This window comes from Burkholderia sp. 572 (assembly GCF_040545135.1).
GTDB lineage: Bacteria > Pseudomonadota > Gammaproteobacteria > Burkholderiales > Burkholderiaceae > Burkholderia > Burkholderia cepacia.
The window spans coordinates 363,409-378,067 of the sequence record NZ_JBEPLH010000002.1; the positions used below are offsets into that span (position 1 = coordinate 363,409).

Annotated in this window: 15 protein-coding genes and 1 pseudogene; 11 read left to right on the forward strand and 5 right to left on the reverse strand. The window is 65.7% G+C overall.

Going from position 1 to position 14,659, the window contains the following annotated elements; translation table 11 throughout:
- Nucleotides 1-8 precede the first annotated feature (8 nt).
- Entirely contained in the window at nucleotides 9-1,784 is a 1,776-nt protein-coding gene (gene gcl / locus ABIC51_RS05340; protein WP_027787189.1) for a glyoxylate carboligase, read from the reverse strand.
- 172 nt (nucleotides 1,785-1,956) lie between these two features.
- On the opposite strand from gcl, the gene ABIC51_RS05345 reads away from it, so the two are divergent.
- The 10 genes from ABIC51_RS05345 (at nucleotide 1,957) to ABIC51_RS05390 (ending at nucleotide 9,580) form a co-directional block, all read left to right on the forward strand.
- Nucleotides 1,957-2,868, forward strand: coding sequence for a substrate binding domain-containing protein (locus tag ABIC51_RS05345; RefSeq protein WP_027787190.1), 912 nt, complete (start codon nucleotides 1,957-1,959; stop codon nucleotides 2,866-2,868).
- 163 nt (nucleotides 2,869-3,031) lie between these two features.
- A complete protein-coding gene (locus tag ABIC51_RS05350; RefSeq protein WP_059587858.1) occupies nucleotides 3,032-3,673 on the forward strand; it encodes an RNA polymerase sigma factor in 642 nt (213 codons plus the stop codon).
- On the forward strand, nucleotides 3,663-4,559 hold the full coding sequence (locus tag ABIC51_RS05355; RefSeq protein ID WP_175899082.1) for an anti-sigma factor family protein: 897 nt from the start codon (nucleotides 3,663-3,665) through the stop codon (nucleotides 4,557-4,559). Before ABIC51_RS05350 ends, ABIC51_RS05355 begins: the two co-directional genes overlap by 11 nt.
- 242 nt (nucleotides 4,560-4,801) lie before the next feature.
- Complete coding sequence (gene rpsF / locus ABIC51_RS05360) at nucleotides 4,802-5,176, forward strand: 30S ribosomal protein S6 (RefSeq protein ID WP_006402295.1); 375 nt, start codon at nucleotides 4,802-4,804, stop codon at nucleotides 5,174-5,176.
- A 40-nt stretch (nucleotides 5,177-5,216) separates the two neighbouring features.
- Nucleotides 5,217-5,516: a primosomal replication protein N gene (gene priB / locus ABIC51_RS05365; RefSeq protein WP_011657069.1), complete on the forward strand. Its 300-nt coding sequence runs from the start codon at nucleotides 5,217-5,219 to the stop codon at nucleotides 5,514-5,516.
- Nucleotides 5,517-5,520: 4 nt separating this feature from the next.
- Nucleotides 5,521-5,796 (forward strand): 30S ribosomal protein S18, encoded by a 276-nt coding sequence (rpsR, locus tag ABIC51_RS05370; RefSeq protein WP_006486248.1) that lies wholly within the window; start codon nucleotides 5,521-5,523, stop codon nucleotides 5,794-5,796.
- A gap of 27 nt (nucleotides 5,797-5,823) precedes the next feature.
- Nucleotides 5,824-6,276: a 50S ribosomal protein L9 gene (gene rplI, locus ABIC51_RS05375; protein WP_021156519.1), complete on the forward strand. Its 453-nt coding sequence runs from the start codon at nucleotides 5,824-5,826 to the stop codon at nucleotides 6,274-6,276.
- Between the two features lie 135 nt (nucleotides 6,277-6,411).
- Nucleotides 6,412-7,794, forward strand: coding sequence for a replicative DNA helicase (locus tag ABIC51_RS05380; RefSeq protein WP_006486249.1), 1,383 nt, complete (start codon nucleotides 6,412-6,414; stop codon nucleotides 7,792-7,794).
- 138 nt (nucleotides 7,795-7,932) lie between these two features.
- Nucleotides 7,933-8,559, forward strand: a complete 627-nt coding sequence (locus ABIC51_RS05385; protein ID WP_006478627.1) for a DUF47 domain-containing protein — start codon at nucleotides 7,933-7,935, stop codon at nucleotides 8,557-8,559.
- A gap of 10 nt (nucleotides 8,560-8,569) precedes the next feature.
- Nucleotides 8,570-9,580, forward strand: a complete 1,011-nt coding sequence (locus tag ABIC51_RS05390) for an inorganic phosphate transporter (RefSeq protein ID WP_027787193.1) — start codon at nucleotides 8,570-8,572, stop codon at nucleotides 9,578-9,580.
- Nucleotides 9,581-9,717: 137 nt separating this feature from the next.
- Here ABIC51_RS05390 and ABIC51_RS05395 read toward each other — a convergent pair whose 3' ends face one another.
- Nucleotides 9,718-10,818, reverse strand: coding sequence for a C40 family peptidase (locus ABIC51_RS05395; protein ID WP_175899084.1), 1,101 nt, complete (start codon nucleotides 10,816-10,818; stop codon nucleotides 9,718-9,720).
- A 239-nt stretch (nucleotides 10,819-11,057) separates the two neighbouring features.
- Nucleotides 11,058-12,860, reverse strand: a complete 1,803-nt coding sequence (locus ABIC51_RS05400) for a PhoH family protein (protein WP_059694576.1) — start codon at nucleotides 12,858-12,860, stop codon at nucleotides 11,058-11,060.
- Here ABIC51_RS05400 and ABIC51_RS05405 point away from each other — a divergent pair.
- Nucleotides 12,756-13,000, forward strand: a pseudogene (locus ABIC51_RS05405) (hypothetical protein); the annotation flags it as partial. The gene ABIC51_RS05400 and the pseudogene ABIC51_RS05405 overlap by 105 nt on opposite strands.
- Before the next feature lie 192 nt (nucleotides 13,001-13,192).
- On the opposite strand, the gene ABIC51_RS05410 reads toward ABIC51_RS05405, so the two are convergent.
- Together ABIC51_RS05410 and ABIC51_RS05415 are read right to left on the reverse strand one after the other, a co-directional pair.
- A complete protein-coding gene (locus tag ABIC51_RS05410) occupies nucleotides 13,193-13,654 on the reverse strand; it encodes a peroxiredoxin (RefSeq protein WP_006756046.1) in 462 nt (153 codons plus the stop codon).
- A 108-nt stretch (nucleotides 13,655-13,762) separates the two neighbouring features.
- Nucleotides 13,763-14,659, reverse strand: coding sequence for a polysaccharide deacetylase family protein (locus ABIC51_RS05415; protein WP_027787196.1), 897 nt, complete (start codon nucleotides 14,657-14,659; stop codon nucleotides 13,763-13,765).

Sequence of the window (14,659 nt, forward strand, 5' to 3'; positions counted from 1 at the left end):
CGTGCGGTTCAGTCGAGCATCGAGATCGCGGTCGGTGCGTGCTCGGCCTTTTCGGCGAGATCCTCGAATTCGTTGATCGCGTCGATTTCGGTACCCATCGAGATGTTCGTCACGCGCTCGAGGATCACTTCGACGACCACCGGCACGCTGAATTCTTCCGCGAGCGTTTGCGCCTGGCGCAGCGCCGGCTCGATCTCCTCCGGCTTGAACACGCGCAGCGCCTTGCAGCCGAGGCCTTCCGCGACGGCCACGTGGTCGACGCCATAGCCGTTCAGTTCCGGCGCATTCACGTTGTCGAACGCGAGCTGCACGCAGTAGTCCATGTCGAACGCACGCTGCGCCTGGCGGATCAGGCCGAGGTACGAGTTGTTCACGACGACGTGCACGTACGGCAGCTTGAATTGCGCGCCGGCTGCGAGTTCCTCGATCATGAACTGGAAGTCGTAGTCGCCGGACAGCGCGACGATCGGGCGGCTCGGGTCGGCGGCACGCACGCCGAGCGCGGCGGGGATCGTCCAGCCGAGCGGGCCCGCCTGGCCGCAGTTGATCCAGTTGCGTGCCTTGAACACGTGCAGGAACTGCGCGGCGGCGATCTGCGACAGGCCGATCGTGCTGACGTAGCAGGTATCGCGGCCGAACACCTTGTTCATCTCTTCGTACACACGCTGCGGCTTGACCGGCACGTTGTCGAAGTGCGTCTTGCGCTGCAGCGTGCGCTTGCGTGCCTGGCAGTCGGCAACCCATGCGCTGCGATCCTTCAGCTTGCCGGCGGCCTTCCATTCCTGCGCGACCGCGACGAACAGTTCCAGCGCGGCCCTGGCGTCCGACACGATGCCGAGATCCGGGCCGAACACGCGGCCGATCTGCGTCGGCTCGATGTCGACGTGCACGAACTTGCGGCCCTTCGTATAGACCTCGACGCTGCCCGTGTGACGGTTCGCCCAGCGGTTGCCGATGCCCAGCACGAAGTCCGATGCGAGCAGCGTCGCGTTGCCGTAGCGGTGCGACGTCTGCAGGCCGACCATGCCGGCCATCAGCGGGTGGTCGTCCGGAATCGCGCCCCACGACATCAGCGTCGGGATCACCGGCACGCCGATCGTTTCGGCGAACTGGACGAGCAGGTCTTCCGCCGCCGCGTTGAGCACGCCGCCGCCCGACACGATCAGCGGCTTGTCCGCGTCGTTGAGCATTGCGAGCGCCTTCTCGATCTGCGCGCGGGTGGCCGCGGGCTTGTAGACCGGCAGCGGTTCATAGGTGTCGATGTCGAACTCGATTTCGGCGAGCTGTACGTCGATCGGCAGGTCGACCAGCACCGGGCCCGGGCGGCCCGAGCGCATCAGGTGGAATGCCTGCTGGAACACGCGCGGCACCAGCGCCGGTTCGCGCACGGTGACGGCCCACTTGGTGACGGGCTTTGCGATCGATTCGATGTCGACGGCCTGGAAGTCTTCCTTGTACAGGCGGGCACGCGGTGCCTGGCCCGTGATCGCGAGGATCGGGATCGAGTCGGCGGATGCGGAGTAGAGACCGGTGATCATGTCGGTGCCGGCCGGGCCCGACGTGCCGATGCACACGCCGATGTTGCCCGGGGCCGCACGCGTGAAGCCTTCGGCCATGTGCGACGCGCCTTCGACGTGGCGGGCCAGCACGTGGCTGATGCCGCCGGACTTGCGCATCGCCGAGTAGAACGGGTTGATCGCCGCACCCGGCACGCCGAACGCGGTCTGGATGCCTTCCTTCTCGAGCACGAGCACAGCTGCGTCGACGGCTCTCATCTTGGCCATGAATGTCTCCTTGAATGGGGTGGATCTTGCGAATGGGTCTGTTGGGGACACTTTAGGGATGCAGGAAAGGTTTGATAAGATCAGCCGAAGTCGCTTTTTTCGAAACTAAAAGTATGGAATGACGGCCGGGCGGGGCTTTCCGCCGGAGCCGGAACAGAGACGGAGACGGGAGATGGATCGCTTCAAGCAGATCGAGACGTTCGTGCGCGTGGCCGATGCCGGCAGCCTCGCGGCGGCGGCGCTCGAGGAGGGCGTGTCGCCGGTCGTGCTCGGGCGGCGCATCGACGCGCTCGAGAAGCGGCTCGGCGTGAAGCTGATGTACCGCTCGACGCGGCGGCTGGTGGTCAGCGAGGAGGGCGCGGCGTTCCTCGAGCGCTGCCGCGGGCTGCTGTCCGAATGGGACCAGGCCGAGAACGAACTGGCCGCCGGGCGGCGCGCGGTCAGCGGGCACCTGATCGTGTCGGCGCCGGCCGCATTCGGGCGCAAGCACGTCGCGCCGCACGCGCCGGGCTTTCTGGCCGACAAGCCCGAGATGCAGCTGTCGTTCAACCTGACCGACCGCGTCGTCGATCTCGTGCGCGAAGGCTACGACCTGTCGATCCGGATCGGCGGTGCCGTCGATCCGAACTTCGTCGCGGTGAAGCTCGCGTCGAACCGGCGCGTCGTGTGCGGCACGCCCGAGTATTTCCGCCAGCACGGCCGGCCGAAGTCGCTCGACGACCTGCTCAGGCACAACTGCCTGGCGTTCAACCTGCAGGGCGGGCAGAACCGCGGCTGGTATTTCCAGCGCCACGGCAAGATCGCGACGATGCGCGTGGCCGGCAACCTCGACTGCAACGACGGCGAGCTGCTGCACCGCTGGGTGGCCGAAGGCCTCGGGCTCGGCTGGCGCTCGACGTGGGAAATCGCCGCGCAGCTCGAGACGGGCGAGCTCGAGACCGTGCTCGACGAATACGCGCTGCCCGATTACGACATCCTCGCGGTCTATCCGCAGCAGCGCTACGTGCCGGCGCGCGTGCGCTATTTCATCGACTACCTGCGCGCCGCGTATGCGCGCCCCGGTTACTGGAGCACCACGCCGTAACGGGAGGCGGGCGGCCCGGCGATTTTTTTACGCTTCATACGCCCGGCGCGGGAATAAACTCGACGCAGCAACGGTATGGTCATCGAGCGCGCACGTTGCCGGTCTGTCCGGGCGCCGTGCGCGGAACGGGCGCGGCATCGGCCGCCGGGACCAGGGAGGCCATGTGGGGCAAGCCGGACAGGCGGTCGAAGAACGGGTGGCAGACGACGCGGTCGCGCGCGGCGAGCGGTTTCGCGCGCTCGTGCTGCCGCATCTCGACGCCGCGTACAACCTCGCACGCTGGCTGAGCGGTAACGCCGGCGATGCGGACGACGTCGTCCAGGACGCGTGCATGCGTGCGTTGCGCTTCGTCGATTCGTGTCGCGGCGACAACGCGCGGCCGTGGCTGCTGACGATCGTGCGCCACACCTGGTACACGGAGTGGCGGCGCCGCACGCATGCGCACGAGGTCGCGCTGCCCGACACGCTGGACGACACCGACGTGCCCGACGACTGGCAGCCCGCCACCGAGGACCCGCTCGCGCACCTGCTGCGCGGCGAGAACGTGCGGCTCGTGAACGCGGCGCTCGCGAAGCTGCCGCCCGAATACCGCGAGGTGCTGGTGCTGCGCGAGATGGAGGACCTGAGCTACCGCGAGATCGCGGCGATCGCGGATGTGCCGGTCGGCACGGTGATGTCGCGGCTCGCACGCGGCCGGCGCAAGCTCGCCGCGCTGCTGGGCGGCCCGCCGGCACCGGCGGCCGAAGGCAGGCCGGGCCGTACGCCGGCAGGCGGAACCGCATCGGAGGCTATCGATGGACTGTAACGAAGCGCGAGCGTTGCTGGACGCGGACGTCGACCGCGAGCTGTCGGCGCCCGACGCGTTGCGGGTCCAGCAGCATGTCGAAGGGTGCGACGTGTGTCGCCGGGAACGCGAACGGATCGTCACGCTGGTGCAGGCCGTGCGTCAGGCCGACTATCACCGTGCGCCGGATGCGTTGCGGGCGAGCATTCTTGCGAGCCTGCCTGCCGCGGCCGACGCGCCTGCCCGCGAGCAGGCGCGGGCGGAGCCGCAATCCGGATCCCGATCGCAGCCGCAGCGGCGGCCGCGCGGGCGTAACGGGTTGTCCTGGTTGCCGGGGCTTGGCGGGGCGGCACGCCCGGCCACGGCCGGCACCGGGCCGCGCTTCGCGGCATTGCCCGGCCTCGGCTGGGGCGTCGCGCTGCTGGTGGCGCTTGCCGCGGCCGGCGGGATGGTGGTGTCCGCGCGTCACGCCGACACCGATCGCACGATCGACGAACTCGTGTCGAGCCACGTGCGTGCCGACCTGTCGGCACGCGATATCGACGTGATCTCGACCGACCGGCACACGGTCAAGCCGTGGTTCAACGGCCGGCTCGACTATGCGCCGCCGGTCGAGGATCTCGCGGCGAACGGCTTCGCGCTGGTCGGCGGCCGGCTCGACTACGTCGGACGCCGCCGTGTCGCGGTGCTAGTCTACCGTTACCGGCAGCACGTGATCGACGTCTATGTGCGGCCGGCCGGGGAAGGGCCGGGGGCGCCGTACTCGACCGTGTCGCAGGGTTATGCGCTCGACCGCTGGGATGCGGCCGGGATGACGTGGTGGGCCGTGACCGACGCCGAGCCGTCGGCACTTGCGGCGTTCAGGACCGCGCTCGACGCGCGGCTGGCCGGCACGCGCAGCGAATGACGCCACGACGGCGGGCTGCGGGCCCGCCGCACGCTTGCGTTCCGACCCTGACCGGGGAAAAGGCCGAAGAACGGTCCGGCTGTCCGGTCTCGCCCCTTCAAGTCTTTGAAAACATGGCCGAATCCGCGCGCCAATCGTCGATTGGTCTTGCATGCGCCCCGTATCCGGGTTAGAATCTTCGGCTTCTCACTTGCCACACCGGTTCAGACGCCCGGGTGGCTTTAATCCACAAGGAGTGTGTAATGCGTCATTACGAAATCGTATTCATCGTGCACCCCGATCAGAGCGAGCAAGTGCCCGCGATGATCGAGCGTTACAAGACCACGATCACGTCGCACGGCGGCCAGATCCACCGTGTCGAAGACTGGGGCCGTCGCCAACTGGCCTACATGATCGAGAAACTCGCGAAGGCTCACTACGTCTGCATGAACATCGAGTGCGACCAGACGACGCTCGACGAACTCGAACACGCGTTCAAGTTCAACGACGCCGTGCTGCGCCACCTCATCGTCAAGATGAAGAAGGCCGAAACCGGCCCGTCGCCGATGATGAAGGAAGTTCAGCGCGAAGAAGCCAAGAAGGCGGCTGCAGCTCAGCCGACCGAAGCGCAGGCTTAAGTTCGTCATTCATTAAGCCATCAAGGAGCGCGCCACTCACGTGAACAGGTTGCAATTGACGGCAAGCGTCGTCGAACGCGCACCGGTGCGATATACGCCGGCAGGTGTTCCGATCGCAAGCGCCACATTGCATCACCGCACGGAAGTCGTCGAAGCAGGCATTCCCCGTCAGGTCGAAATGACGATCGAGGCGGTGGCGGCCGGTGAGGCGAGCGGCAGGCTGGAAAGCCGTGAAATGGGCGTCGAAACGCTGTTCACGGGCTTCCTGGCAAAGAAAAGCCGCAACGCGAGAACCTTGGTGTTTCACATCACAGCATTGCAGGACATTGGAAAGGACTGAAATCATGCCCCGCCCGACTGGTAAGAAATTCGACAAGCGTCGTCAGCAACAAAACCCGCTCTTCAAGCGCAAGAAGTTCTGCCGTTTCACGGCCGCAGGCGTCGAGCAGATCGACTACAAGGACACGGAAACGCTGAAGGACTTCATCGGCGAAAACGGCAAGATCACGCCGGCGCGTCTGACGGGTACGAAGGCGCACTATCAGCGTCAGCTCGACACGGCAATCAAGCGTGCGCGTTTCCTCGCGCTGCTGCCGTACACCGATCAGCACAAGGCGTAACTCGGCGACGCCATAAGGAGAATTCGAATGCAAATCATTCTGTTGGAAAAAGTCGCCAATCTGGGCAACCTCGGCGACATCGTCAAGGTCAAGGACGGTTACGCTCGCAACTTCCTGATCCCGAACCGCAAGGCTCGCCGTGCAACGAAGGAAGCGATCGCCGAATTCGAAGTGCGCCGCGCTGAACTCGAAAAGATCGCCGCTGAAAAGCTGGCAGCATCGCAGGCAGTCGGCGAGAAGCTGAACGGCCAGTCGTTCGAAATCACGCAGAAGTCGGGCGTTGACGGCCGTCTGTTCGGCTCGGTCACGAACGGCGACGTCGCGGAACTGCTGAAGAAGGCAGGTTTCGAAGTCGAGAAGCTGCAAGTTCGCATGCCGGAAGGCCCGCTGAAGATGATCGGCGAGCACAACGTCCAGGTCGCGCTGCACACGGACGTCGTCGTCGACGTCACGATCAACGTGATCGGCGACCACGCGTAAGCGTATGCAAGCTTTCCGGGCGGCTTCCGTCGTCCGGACAAGGGCAGGCGCCCGGGCAACCGGGGCCTGCCTTTTTTATTGCCCGATCGCCGGAGCGGTAGCGCTGCCGTGATCTATTCGCGATAATCCCAACCCATGAACGCGCCGCAAGATCCCCAAATCGAATCGCTGAAAGTCCCGCCGCATTCGGTCGAAGCCGAACAGTCGGTGCTCGGCGGCCTGTTGCTCGACAACGCGGCATGGGACCGGATTGCCGACTTCCTGTCGCAGGGCGATTTCTATCGCTACGATCACCGGATCATCTACGAGCACATCGGCCGGCTGATCGCGTCGACGCGCCCGGCCGACGTCGTGACCGTGTACGAAGCGCTGACCACGTCCGGCAAGGCCGACGACGTCGGCGGCCTCGCGTACCTGAACGCCCTCGCGCAGAACACGCCGAGCGCCGCGAACATCCGCCGTTATGCGGAAATCGTGCGCGACCGTGCGGTGCTGCGCCGGCTCGTGTCGGTTGCCGACGAAATCTCGGCCGATGCGTTCAACCCGCAGGGCAAGGAAGTCCGCCAGCTGCTCGACGAGGCCGAGTCGAAGGTGTTCTCGATCGCCGAAGAGGGCGCGCGGGGCAATCAGGGCTTCCTCGAGATCGGCCCGCTGCTCACGCAGGTCGTCGAGCGCATCGATACGCTGTACCACACCGCGAACCCGAGCGACGTCACGGGCACGCCGACGGGCTTCGTCGACCTCGACCGGATGACCTCCGGGATGCACGGCGGCGAACTGATCATCGTCGCGGGACGACCGTCGATGGGTAAGACCGCCTTTTCGATGAACATCGGCGAATACGTCGCGGTCGAGTACGGCCTGCCGGTCGCGGTGTTCTCGATGGAAATGCCGGGCACCCAGCTCGTGATGCGTATGCTCGGCTCGATCGGCCGGCTCGACCAGCACCGGATGCGTACCGGCCGCCTGACGGACGAGGATTGGCCGAAGCTGACGCACGCGGTGCAGAAGATGAGCGAGGCGCAGCTCTTCATCGACGAGACGGGCGGCCTGAACCCGATGGAATTGCGCTCGCGCGCACGGCGTCTGGCGCGGCAGTGCGGCAAGCTCGGCCTGATCATCGTCGACTACCTGCAGCTGATGTCGGGTTCGTCGCAGGGCGAGAACCGCGCGACCGAAATCTCGGAAATCTCGCGATCGCTGAAGAGTCTCGCGAAGGAACTCGACGTGCCGGTGATCGCGCTGTCGCAGTTGAACCGCGGCCTCGAACAGCGCCCGAACAAGCGTCCGGTGATGTCCGATTTGCGCGAATCGGGCGCAATCGAGCAGGATGCGGACGTGATCCTGTTCATTTACCGTGACGAAGTTTACAACCCGGACAGCCCCGACAAAGGCACGGCCGAAATCATCATCGGCAAGCAACGTAACGGCCCGATCGGCCCCGTTCGACTCACGTTCCTGGGGCAATACACGAAGTTCGACAATTTTGCGGGGGCGCAGACTTTCTACGGCGAGTAGCGCCGGTTGTAAAGCCCTAAATCGCCAAACGTTGTATCCAATCCCGGCGTGCGCATGTGCGCGCGTCGCGGCGCGACCGAAAACGGTACAATGTCGCCCGTTTTCGTGACAGTAGTTTGACAATCTCTCAGGAATCCCATGTTCGGTCGATTCATGCCCACCGAGGGCAAGTTCTTTGAACTCTTCAACGCGCACGCGAAGCACATCGTTTCCGGTGGCCGCGAGCTCGAACTGCTGATCGACAATCTCGCCGACGCCGAGATTCACAAGCAAAACGTGCAAATTGCCGAGAAGGCCGCTGACAAGCTCACGCACGAGGCGATCGATCTGCTGCACAAGACTTTCATCACGCCGCTCGATCGCGACGAGATCCACAAGCTGATCACGACGATGGACGACATCCTCGACCTGATGGAAGACGTCGCGACCGCCGTGTCGCTGTACGACGTGCAGTCCGTCACGTCCGAGGCGAGCCAGCTCGCGCACATCGTCACGCAGTCCGCCCAGCACGTGCAGCAGGCGGTCGGGTTGCTTTCCGACATGAAGCAGTCCGCGCAGATCCTCAAGCAGTGCGAGGAGATCGACCGCTGGGAATCGGAGGCCGATCGCGTGCTGCGCGCGGCGATGTCGAAGCTGTTCCGCGAGGAAGACGACGTGAAGACGCTCATCAAGCTGAAGGCGATCTACGAGCTGCTCGAAGAGATCACCGACAAGTGCGAGGACGTCGCGAACATCATCGAAGGCATCGTGCTGGAAAACGCCTGAGCGGACCACGATGCATTCGATACAACTCGCCCTCTGGATGGTCGCGACGCTGGTGCTCGTCGCGCTCGTATTCGACTTCATGAACGGCTTTCACGACGCGGCGAACTCGATCGCCACCGTCGTGTCCACCGGGGTGCTGAAGCCCCAGCAAGCCGTGGTGTTCGCGGCGGCGTTCAACGTCATCGCGTATTTCATCTTCCACCTGAAAGTCGCGCAGACCGTCGGTAAAGGCACCATCGATCCCGAGATCGTCGACCACTATGTGGTGTTCGGCGCGCTGGTCGGTGCGATCGGCTGGAACGTGATCACGTGGTACTACGGGATCCCGTCGAGTTCGTCGCATGCGCTGATCGGCGGCCTCGTCGGCGCGGCGCTCGCCAAGTCGGGCTGGGCTTCGCTGAACATCGACGGATTGCTGAAGACCATCGCGTTCATCTTCATTTCGCCGCTGCTCGGCTTCATTCTCGGTTCGCTGTTCATGCTCGGCGTGTCGTGGCTGTATTTCCGAACCGCGCCCAGCAAGGTCGACCGGCGTTTCCGCCGGCTGCAGCTGCTGTCGGCCGGGCTGTACAGCCTGGGCCACGGCGGCAACGACGCGCAGAAGACGATCGGCATCATCTGGATGCTGCTGATCGCATCGGGCTATGCATCGGCGACCGCCGATGCGCCGCCCGCGTGGGTGATCGGCGCGTGCTACCTGTCGATGGGCCTCGGCACGCTGTTCGGCGGCTGGCGCATCGTGCGCACGATGGGCCAGAAGATCACGAAGCTCAAGCCGGTCGGCGGTTTCTGCGCGGAAACCGGTGGCGCGATGACGCTGTTCCTCGCATCGTTCCTCGGCATTCCGGTGTCGACCACGCACACGATCACCGGCGCGATCGTCGGCGTCGGCGCGACGCAGAAGCTGTCGGCCGTGCGCTGGGGTGTGGCCGGCAACATCGTGTGGGCGTGGGTGCTCACGCTGCCGGCGGCCGCGCTGTTCGCGGCCGGTGGATGGTGGCTCGGCCACCAGATCTTCTGATCGCCAGCACTGTCGAACGGACATGAAATGCGCCGCAAGCCGAAAGGCTGCGGCGCATTTTCCTTTTGGGGCAGCGGAAATGTGCGGCGAATGGCGGGTTTGTAGTCGCGCGTGATCGCAGGCGAACGCGAAGCGGGCTAGTAACTTCCGTTCGCGAACCGGGCAATCGGATCGTCTGCGGTGGCGGTGCGCGGGCTGACGGGGGTAGATTGCGTCGACGCGCGCAATACCTGCACGGGGGCTGGTTCGGTGCCGCGCGGTGACGTCGCCGCGACGGCGGGTGGCGGCTCAGCATCGAAGGCGGCAGCCTGGGCGGCCGTCAGTGCCGTCGTCGGAATCTGCGTGCCGACCTCGGCCGGACCGGCTGGCGCTGCATTCGCGGTCAAGGTGGCGGCGGCGGTGCCCGTGCCGTCGCTCACGGACGTTGCCTGCTGCTGAGCCGTCTGCATGCGCGGCGGCGGAGGTTCATACGGGTCGGCCGACGCGGCTGCGGGCGCGACCGCGGCGGTCGACACGGCCTGCGCGGCCGGCATGACCGGGGCAGGCGCCCGGGTCGCGGCGGCTTGCGACTGCGTATAGGCCGGCTGCCGCGGCGCGGCGGCAGTCACGACGACAGGGGCGGGCGCAACGACCGGCGCGCTGCGCGGCTCATCGCGCTTCGCCTCGTAGGTCGGCGCATCGAACGGCGTAGGTGCCCCGCGCGGCGGCGCGACGCGGCGAATGCCGTCGAAACGCTTGGCCCAGTACGGGTTCGTCAGGTAGTCGAGCCGCACCGTGCCGCCCGTCGACGGTGCGTTGACGAAGCGCAGCTTGCCGACGTAGATGCCGACGTGCGAATGCGGCCGTCCGGTCGTGTTGAAGAAGATCAGGTCGCCCGGCGCGATCTGGTCGGGCTCGACCGATACGCCGCGGCCGCTCATGTCGGCGGTCGTGCGCGGCAGGTTCACGTCGGCTGCGCGGCCGATCACGTAGCGCACGAGCCCGCTGCAGTCGAAGCCGCTCGTCGGCGTGTTGCCGCCCCAGCGATACGGGACGCCGACGAGGCTCATCGCCTGGATCGAAATTTCTTCCTGGCCGACGCTGTGATCGACGAACTTCGGGAAATTGGCGGGGGCGGGGAATGCGCGCGGCGTCGTGATCTTCATGCCCGACGCGGGGCGCGATGCCGACTGCGGCGGCACGCTGGAGCAGGCCGCAAGCAGTGAAACGACAGCAACGGGAACCCAGATTCGAAGCATGGCAAGGCGGGCGAGCGCGGGACGCTCGCGAATCGTATGACAACAGACAGACCCGATGGTAGACGTTCCGGCGGGGCTTAAGCAACCGTTCCTGAGAATTTACTTGAAGTTTCGCGCGTAAGTGCGGCTGTTGCGTAACGATGCATGACCAACGTTTCAGACCCCAAAAATAAAAACGGCGCTCCGGAAACGGAGCGCCGCGATGCGTCGACAGCCGGCCGACGGGCCGGCCTGTCGCGTTACAGGATGTCCGACGCGTAGTCGGCGAGTCGCGAGCGTTCGCCGCGCGCGAGCGTCACGTGGCCGCTGTGGCCCCAGCCCTTGAAGCGGTCGACGACGTACGTGAGCCCCGAGCTGCCTTCGGTCAGGTAAGGCGTGTCGATCTGCGCGATGTTGCCGAGGCACACGATCTTCGTGCCCGGGCCCGCACGCGTGACGAGCGTCTTCATCTGCTTCGGCGTCAGGTTCTGCGCCTCGTCGATGATCAGGTACTTGTCGACGAACGTGCGGCCGCGCATGAAGTTCATGCTCTTCACCTTCAGGCGCGAACGGATCAGCTCCTGCGTCGCGGCACGCCCCCATTCGCCGGCGGCGTCGTCGGTCTTCTGCAGCACTTCGAGGTTGTCGTCGAATGCGCCCATCCACGGCTGCATCTTCTCTTCCTCGGTACCGGGCAGGAAGCCGATGTCCTCGCCGACGGGCACGGTCGCGCGCGTCACGATGATCTCGTTGTAGCGTTTGTCGTCGAGCACCTGCGCGAGGCCGGCCGCGAGCGCGACGAGCGTCTTGCCGGTACCGGCCTGGCCGAGCAGCGTGACGAAGTCGATCTCCGGGTTCATCAGCAGGTTCAGCGCGAAATTCTGCTCGCGGTTGCGCGCGGTGATGCCCCACACGTTGTTCTTGTGGTGGCTGTAGTCGCGCAGCGTCTGCAGCAGCGCCGTCTTGCCGTTCAGTTCGCGGACGATCGCATGGAACGTCGGCTCGCCGTTCTGCGGCTCGAGATAGACGAACTCGTTGACGAGCATCGACGCGACGAGCGGGCCCGTCACGCGGTAGTACGTGGTGCCCGTCTTCGTGTCCTGCCAGCTTTCCATGCCCTTCGCATGCTTGGTCCAGAAATCCTGCGGCAGCTCGCGCACGCCGTTGTACAGGAGATCCGAATCCTCGAGCACCTGGTCGTTGAAGTAGTCTTCAGCGGGCAGGCCGAGCGCATGCGCCTTGATCCGCATGTTGATGTCTTTCGACACCAGCACGACCTGGCGGTCCGGCCGGTCGCGCTGCAGCGCGCGCACGACGCCGAGGATCTGGTTGTCGGCCTTGCCTTCGGGCAAGCCTTCGACGGGCGCGATGTCGGTGAGCTTCGTCTGGAAGTACAGGCGGCCGACCGCCTCGCGGCTGCCGAGGCGCGACAGCGGAATGCCGGCCGTGATCGGGCCCGCGTCGGCGACCAGCGCGTCGAGCGTGCGGCTGACCTGGCGTGCGTTGCGCGCGACTTCGGACATCCCCTTCTTGTGGTTGTCGAGTTCCTCGAGCGTCATCATCGGCAGATAGACGTCGTGTTCCTCGAAGCGGAAGAGGCTGCTCGGGTCGTGCATCAGCACGTTGGTGTCGAGCACGAACAGTTTCTGCTGTTCGGCTTCGGCGGCCTTGCGGCTGCGCGATTTCGTCGCAGCGCCCGTGTCGCGCGCGGGAGCCGCGGCCGGTTTGCCGGCGGCCGGCTTGTCGTTGCGCGCGACGACCGGCGCCGCGGGTTCGGCGGGTGCCGGCATCGGCTGCAACAGTGCGGCCGTCTGTTTGGTCTTGCGACCGCGCGCGGGTGCGCTCGCGGTTTCCTGCGCCGAAGACGCGACGGCGCGCAGCGGCGCGGCCGTGTTCGCGGCTTCGATCATCGGTTGGGCCACGCTCGCCGGACCGTAGTCACCGGCTGTGGATGCGTCCCCTTCGGCGGATTTCTTCGCGGCTTTCGCGGGCCGCGCTTTCACCTTGTATTCGTCGGGCGGCAGCAGGCTGCCGAGCTTGCTGGGGGGAGTAGGCAAAGGCATGGTGTCCCTCGGGAGGAATCGTGTCGCATGGCGTGCGCCGCTGATCGCATCCTGCGTGACGTAGACGCATGCAGTTTGCGCGCGGTGGCGCACAGGAAGTTCGTCTAGCCGGTTCGCCTAAGTGTCGATCAGCTCCTTGACGGGGTGAGGGCCGGACCGAGGGCCGGCGCGCAATCCATAAAAAAAGCCGCTGCCCCGTCGACAGGGACATGCGGCTCGGCTGATACGGTCGTGATGCGCGTCAAGTGCCGGAAAGCATCGCATCGAGCACCGGCGCAGCTACGAGAAATATGGGGCGAACTGGCATTCATTGCGGCCCAATATAACGCGCCTCAAAGCGCTTGTACAGCACTTAGCACGTCGTCCACATGGCCCGGAACCTTGATGCCGCGCCATGCCTGGCGAAGCACGCCGTCGGCGTCGATCAGGAACGTCGAGCGCTCGATTCCGCGCACTTCCTTGCCATACATTTTCTTCATCTTGATGACATCGAACAGCGCGCACAGCGCTTCGTCGGCATCGGAAATCAGCGGGAACGGCAGTTCGAGCTTTGCCTTGAAGTTGTCATGCGAGCGCAGGCTGTCGCGCGACACGCCGATGACTTCCGCACCGGCTTTCTTGAACTTCGGATAGAGATCGCGGAACTGCAGCCCTTCGGTCGTGCAGCCCGGCGTGTTGTCCTTCGGATAGAAGTACAGCACGAGTTTCTTGCCCTTCAGGTCGGACAGCGAAATGTCGCCGCCCGTGGCCGGTGCGGTGAAATCGGGAACTTGACGGTCAACTTCGACGGACACGTGTTTCTCCTGTTGTTATGGAAAGGCGCCGCTGCGGCGGCGCGGTTCGGCGGGGCGTCGCGGCAGCGCGCCGCATGGGCGGCGCGGGCGACGCCGGCGCGCGCGAACTCAGTCGGGCTGGACGATCAGTTCGCCGGAGCGGCCGGGAATTTCGCCCCACGTGACAGGGTACGATGGCAGCGAGTCGCGGTCCAGCGTCGCGTGGTAGTCGCCCATCGTCGCAAACGTGTGGCCTTGCGCGCGCCAGCCGGCGAGCAGTTGCTCGAACACGGGCGCGAGCTTCTGGCCTTCCAGTTCCGCATGCAGCGTGAACACCTGGTCGTGCGGATTGGTTTCGGTGAACTTGAGGATGTGCGCGGCGACGTTGCGCGTGTCGACGCCGTCGATGCCGAGCACTTCGTCGAGCGTCGGCAGCGTGGTCGGCATCTGCACGTGCGACAGCGTGCGGCCGTCGACGACGGGGAGGTACGGCGAATGGCCGCGGCCGTCGGATGCGTAGCGCATCCCCCATGCGTCGATCTGCTCGAACGCGGAATCGTTCATCTGCCAGCCGGCCGCGCCGTGCGTGACGGGCGGCGCGCCGAAGATCTCGATGAAGCGCGCGTGACTCTTCTGCATTTCACGCGCGGTCCAGTCGCGATCGCGCGCACGGACGTTGTCCTGCCAGTACACGTGATCCCACGTGTGGATCCCGCATTCGAAGCCGGCCTCGTGGATCGCGCGCATGTCGGCGATCGCGCGGCGGCCGATGTCGGGGCCCGGCAGCAGCACGCCGTACATCAGCTGCTTCACGCCGTAGTGTTCGACCACCGACGTGCGCGACACCTTCTTCAGGAAGCCGGGGCGGAACACGCGCCGCAGCGCCCAGCCCGTGTGATCGGGCCCGAGGCTGAAGAGGAAGGTCGCGCGCGCACTGAAGCGGTCGAAGATGCGCGCGAGGTTCGGCACGCCTTCGCGCGTGCCGCGCAGCGTGTCGACGTCGATCTTGAGGACGATGCGAGCCAA

Bases quoted from the DNA above. Each gene is read 5' to 3' on its own strand.
- gcl (WP_027787189.1), bottom strand. From the start codon at position 1,784: ATGGCCAAGATGAGAGCCGTCGACGCAGCTGTGCTCGTGCTCGAGAAG.
- ABIC51_RS05345 (WP_027787190.1), top strand. From the start codon at position 1,957: ATGGATCGCTTCAAGCAGATCGAGACGTTCGTGCGCGTGGCCGATGCC.
- ABIC51_RS05355 (WP_175899082.1), top strand. From the start codon at position 3,663: ATGGACTGTAACGAAGCGCGAGCGTTGCTGGACGCGGACGTCGACCGC.
- rpsF (WP_006402295.1), top strand. From the start codon at position 4,802: ATGCGTCATTACGAAATCGTATTCATCGTGCACCCCGATCAGAGCGAG.
- rpsR (WP_006486248.1), top strand. From the start codon at position 5,521: ATGCCCCGCCCGACTGGTAAGAAATTCGACAAGCGTCGTCAGCAACAA.
- rplI (WP_021156519.1), top strand. From the start codon at position 5,824: ATGCAAATCATTCTGTTGGAAAAAGTCGCCAATCTGGGCAACCTCGGC.
- ABIC51_RS05380 (WP_006486249.1), top strand. From the start codon at position 6,412: ATGAACGCGCCGCAAGATCCCCAAATCGAATCGCTGAAAGTCCCGCCG.
- ABIC51_RS05385 (WP_006478627.1), top strand. From the start codon at position 7,933: ATGTTCGGTCGATTCATGCCCACCGAGGGCAAGTTCTTTGAACTCTTC.
- ABIC51_RS05390 (WP_027787193.1), top strand. From the start codon at position 8,570: ATGCATTCGATACAACTCGCCCTCTGGATGGTCGCGACGCTGGTGCTC.
- ABIC51_RS05395 (WP_175899084.1), bottom strand. From the start codon at position 10,818: ATGCTTCGAATCTGGGTTCCCGTTGCTGTCGTTTCACTGCTTGCGGCC.
- ABIC51_RS05400 (WP_059694576.1), bottom strand. From the start codon at position 12,860: ATGCCTTTGCCTACTCCCCCCAGCAAGCTCGGCAGCCTGCTGCCGCCC.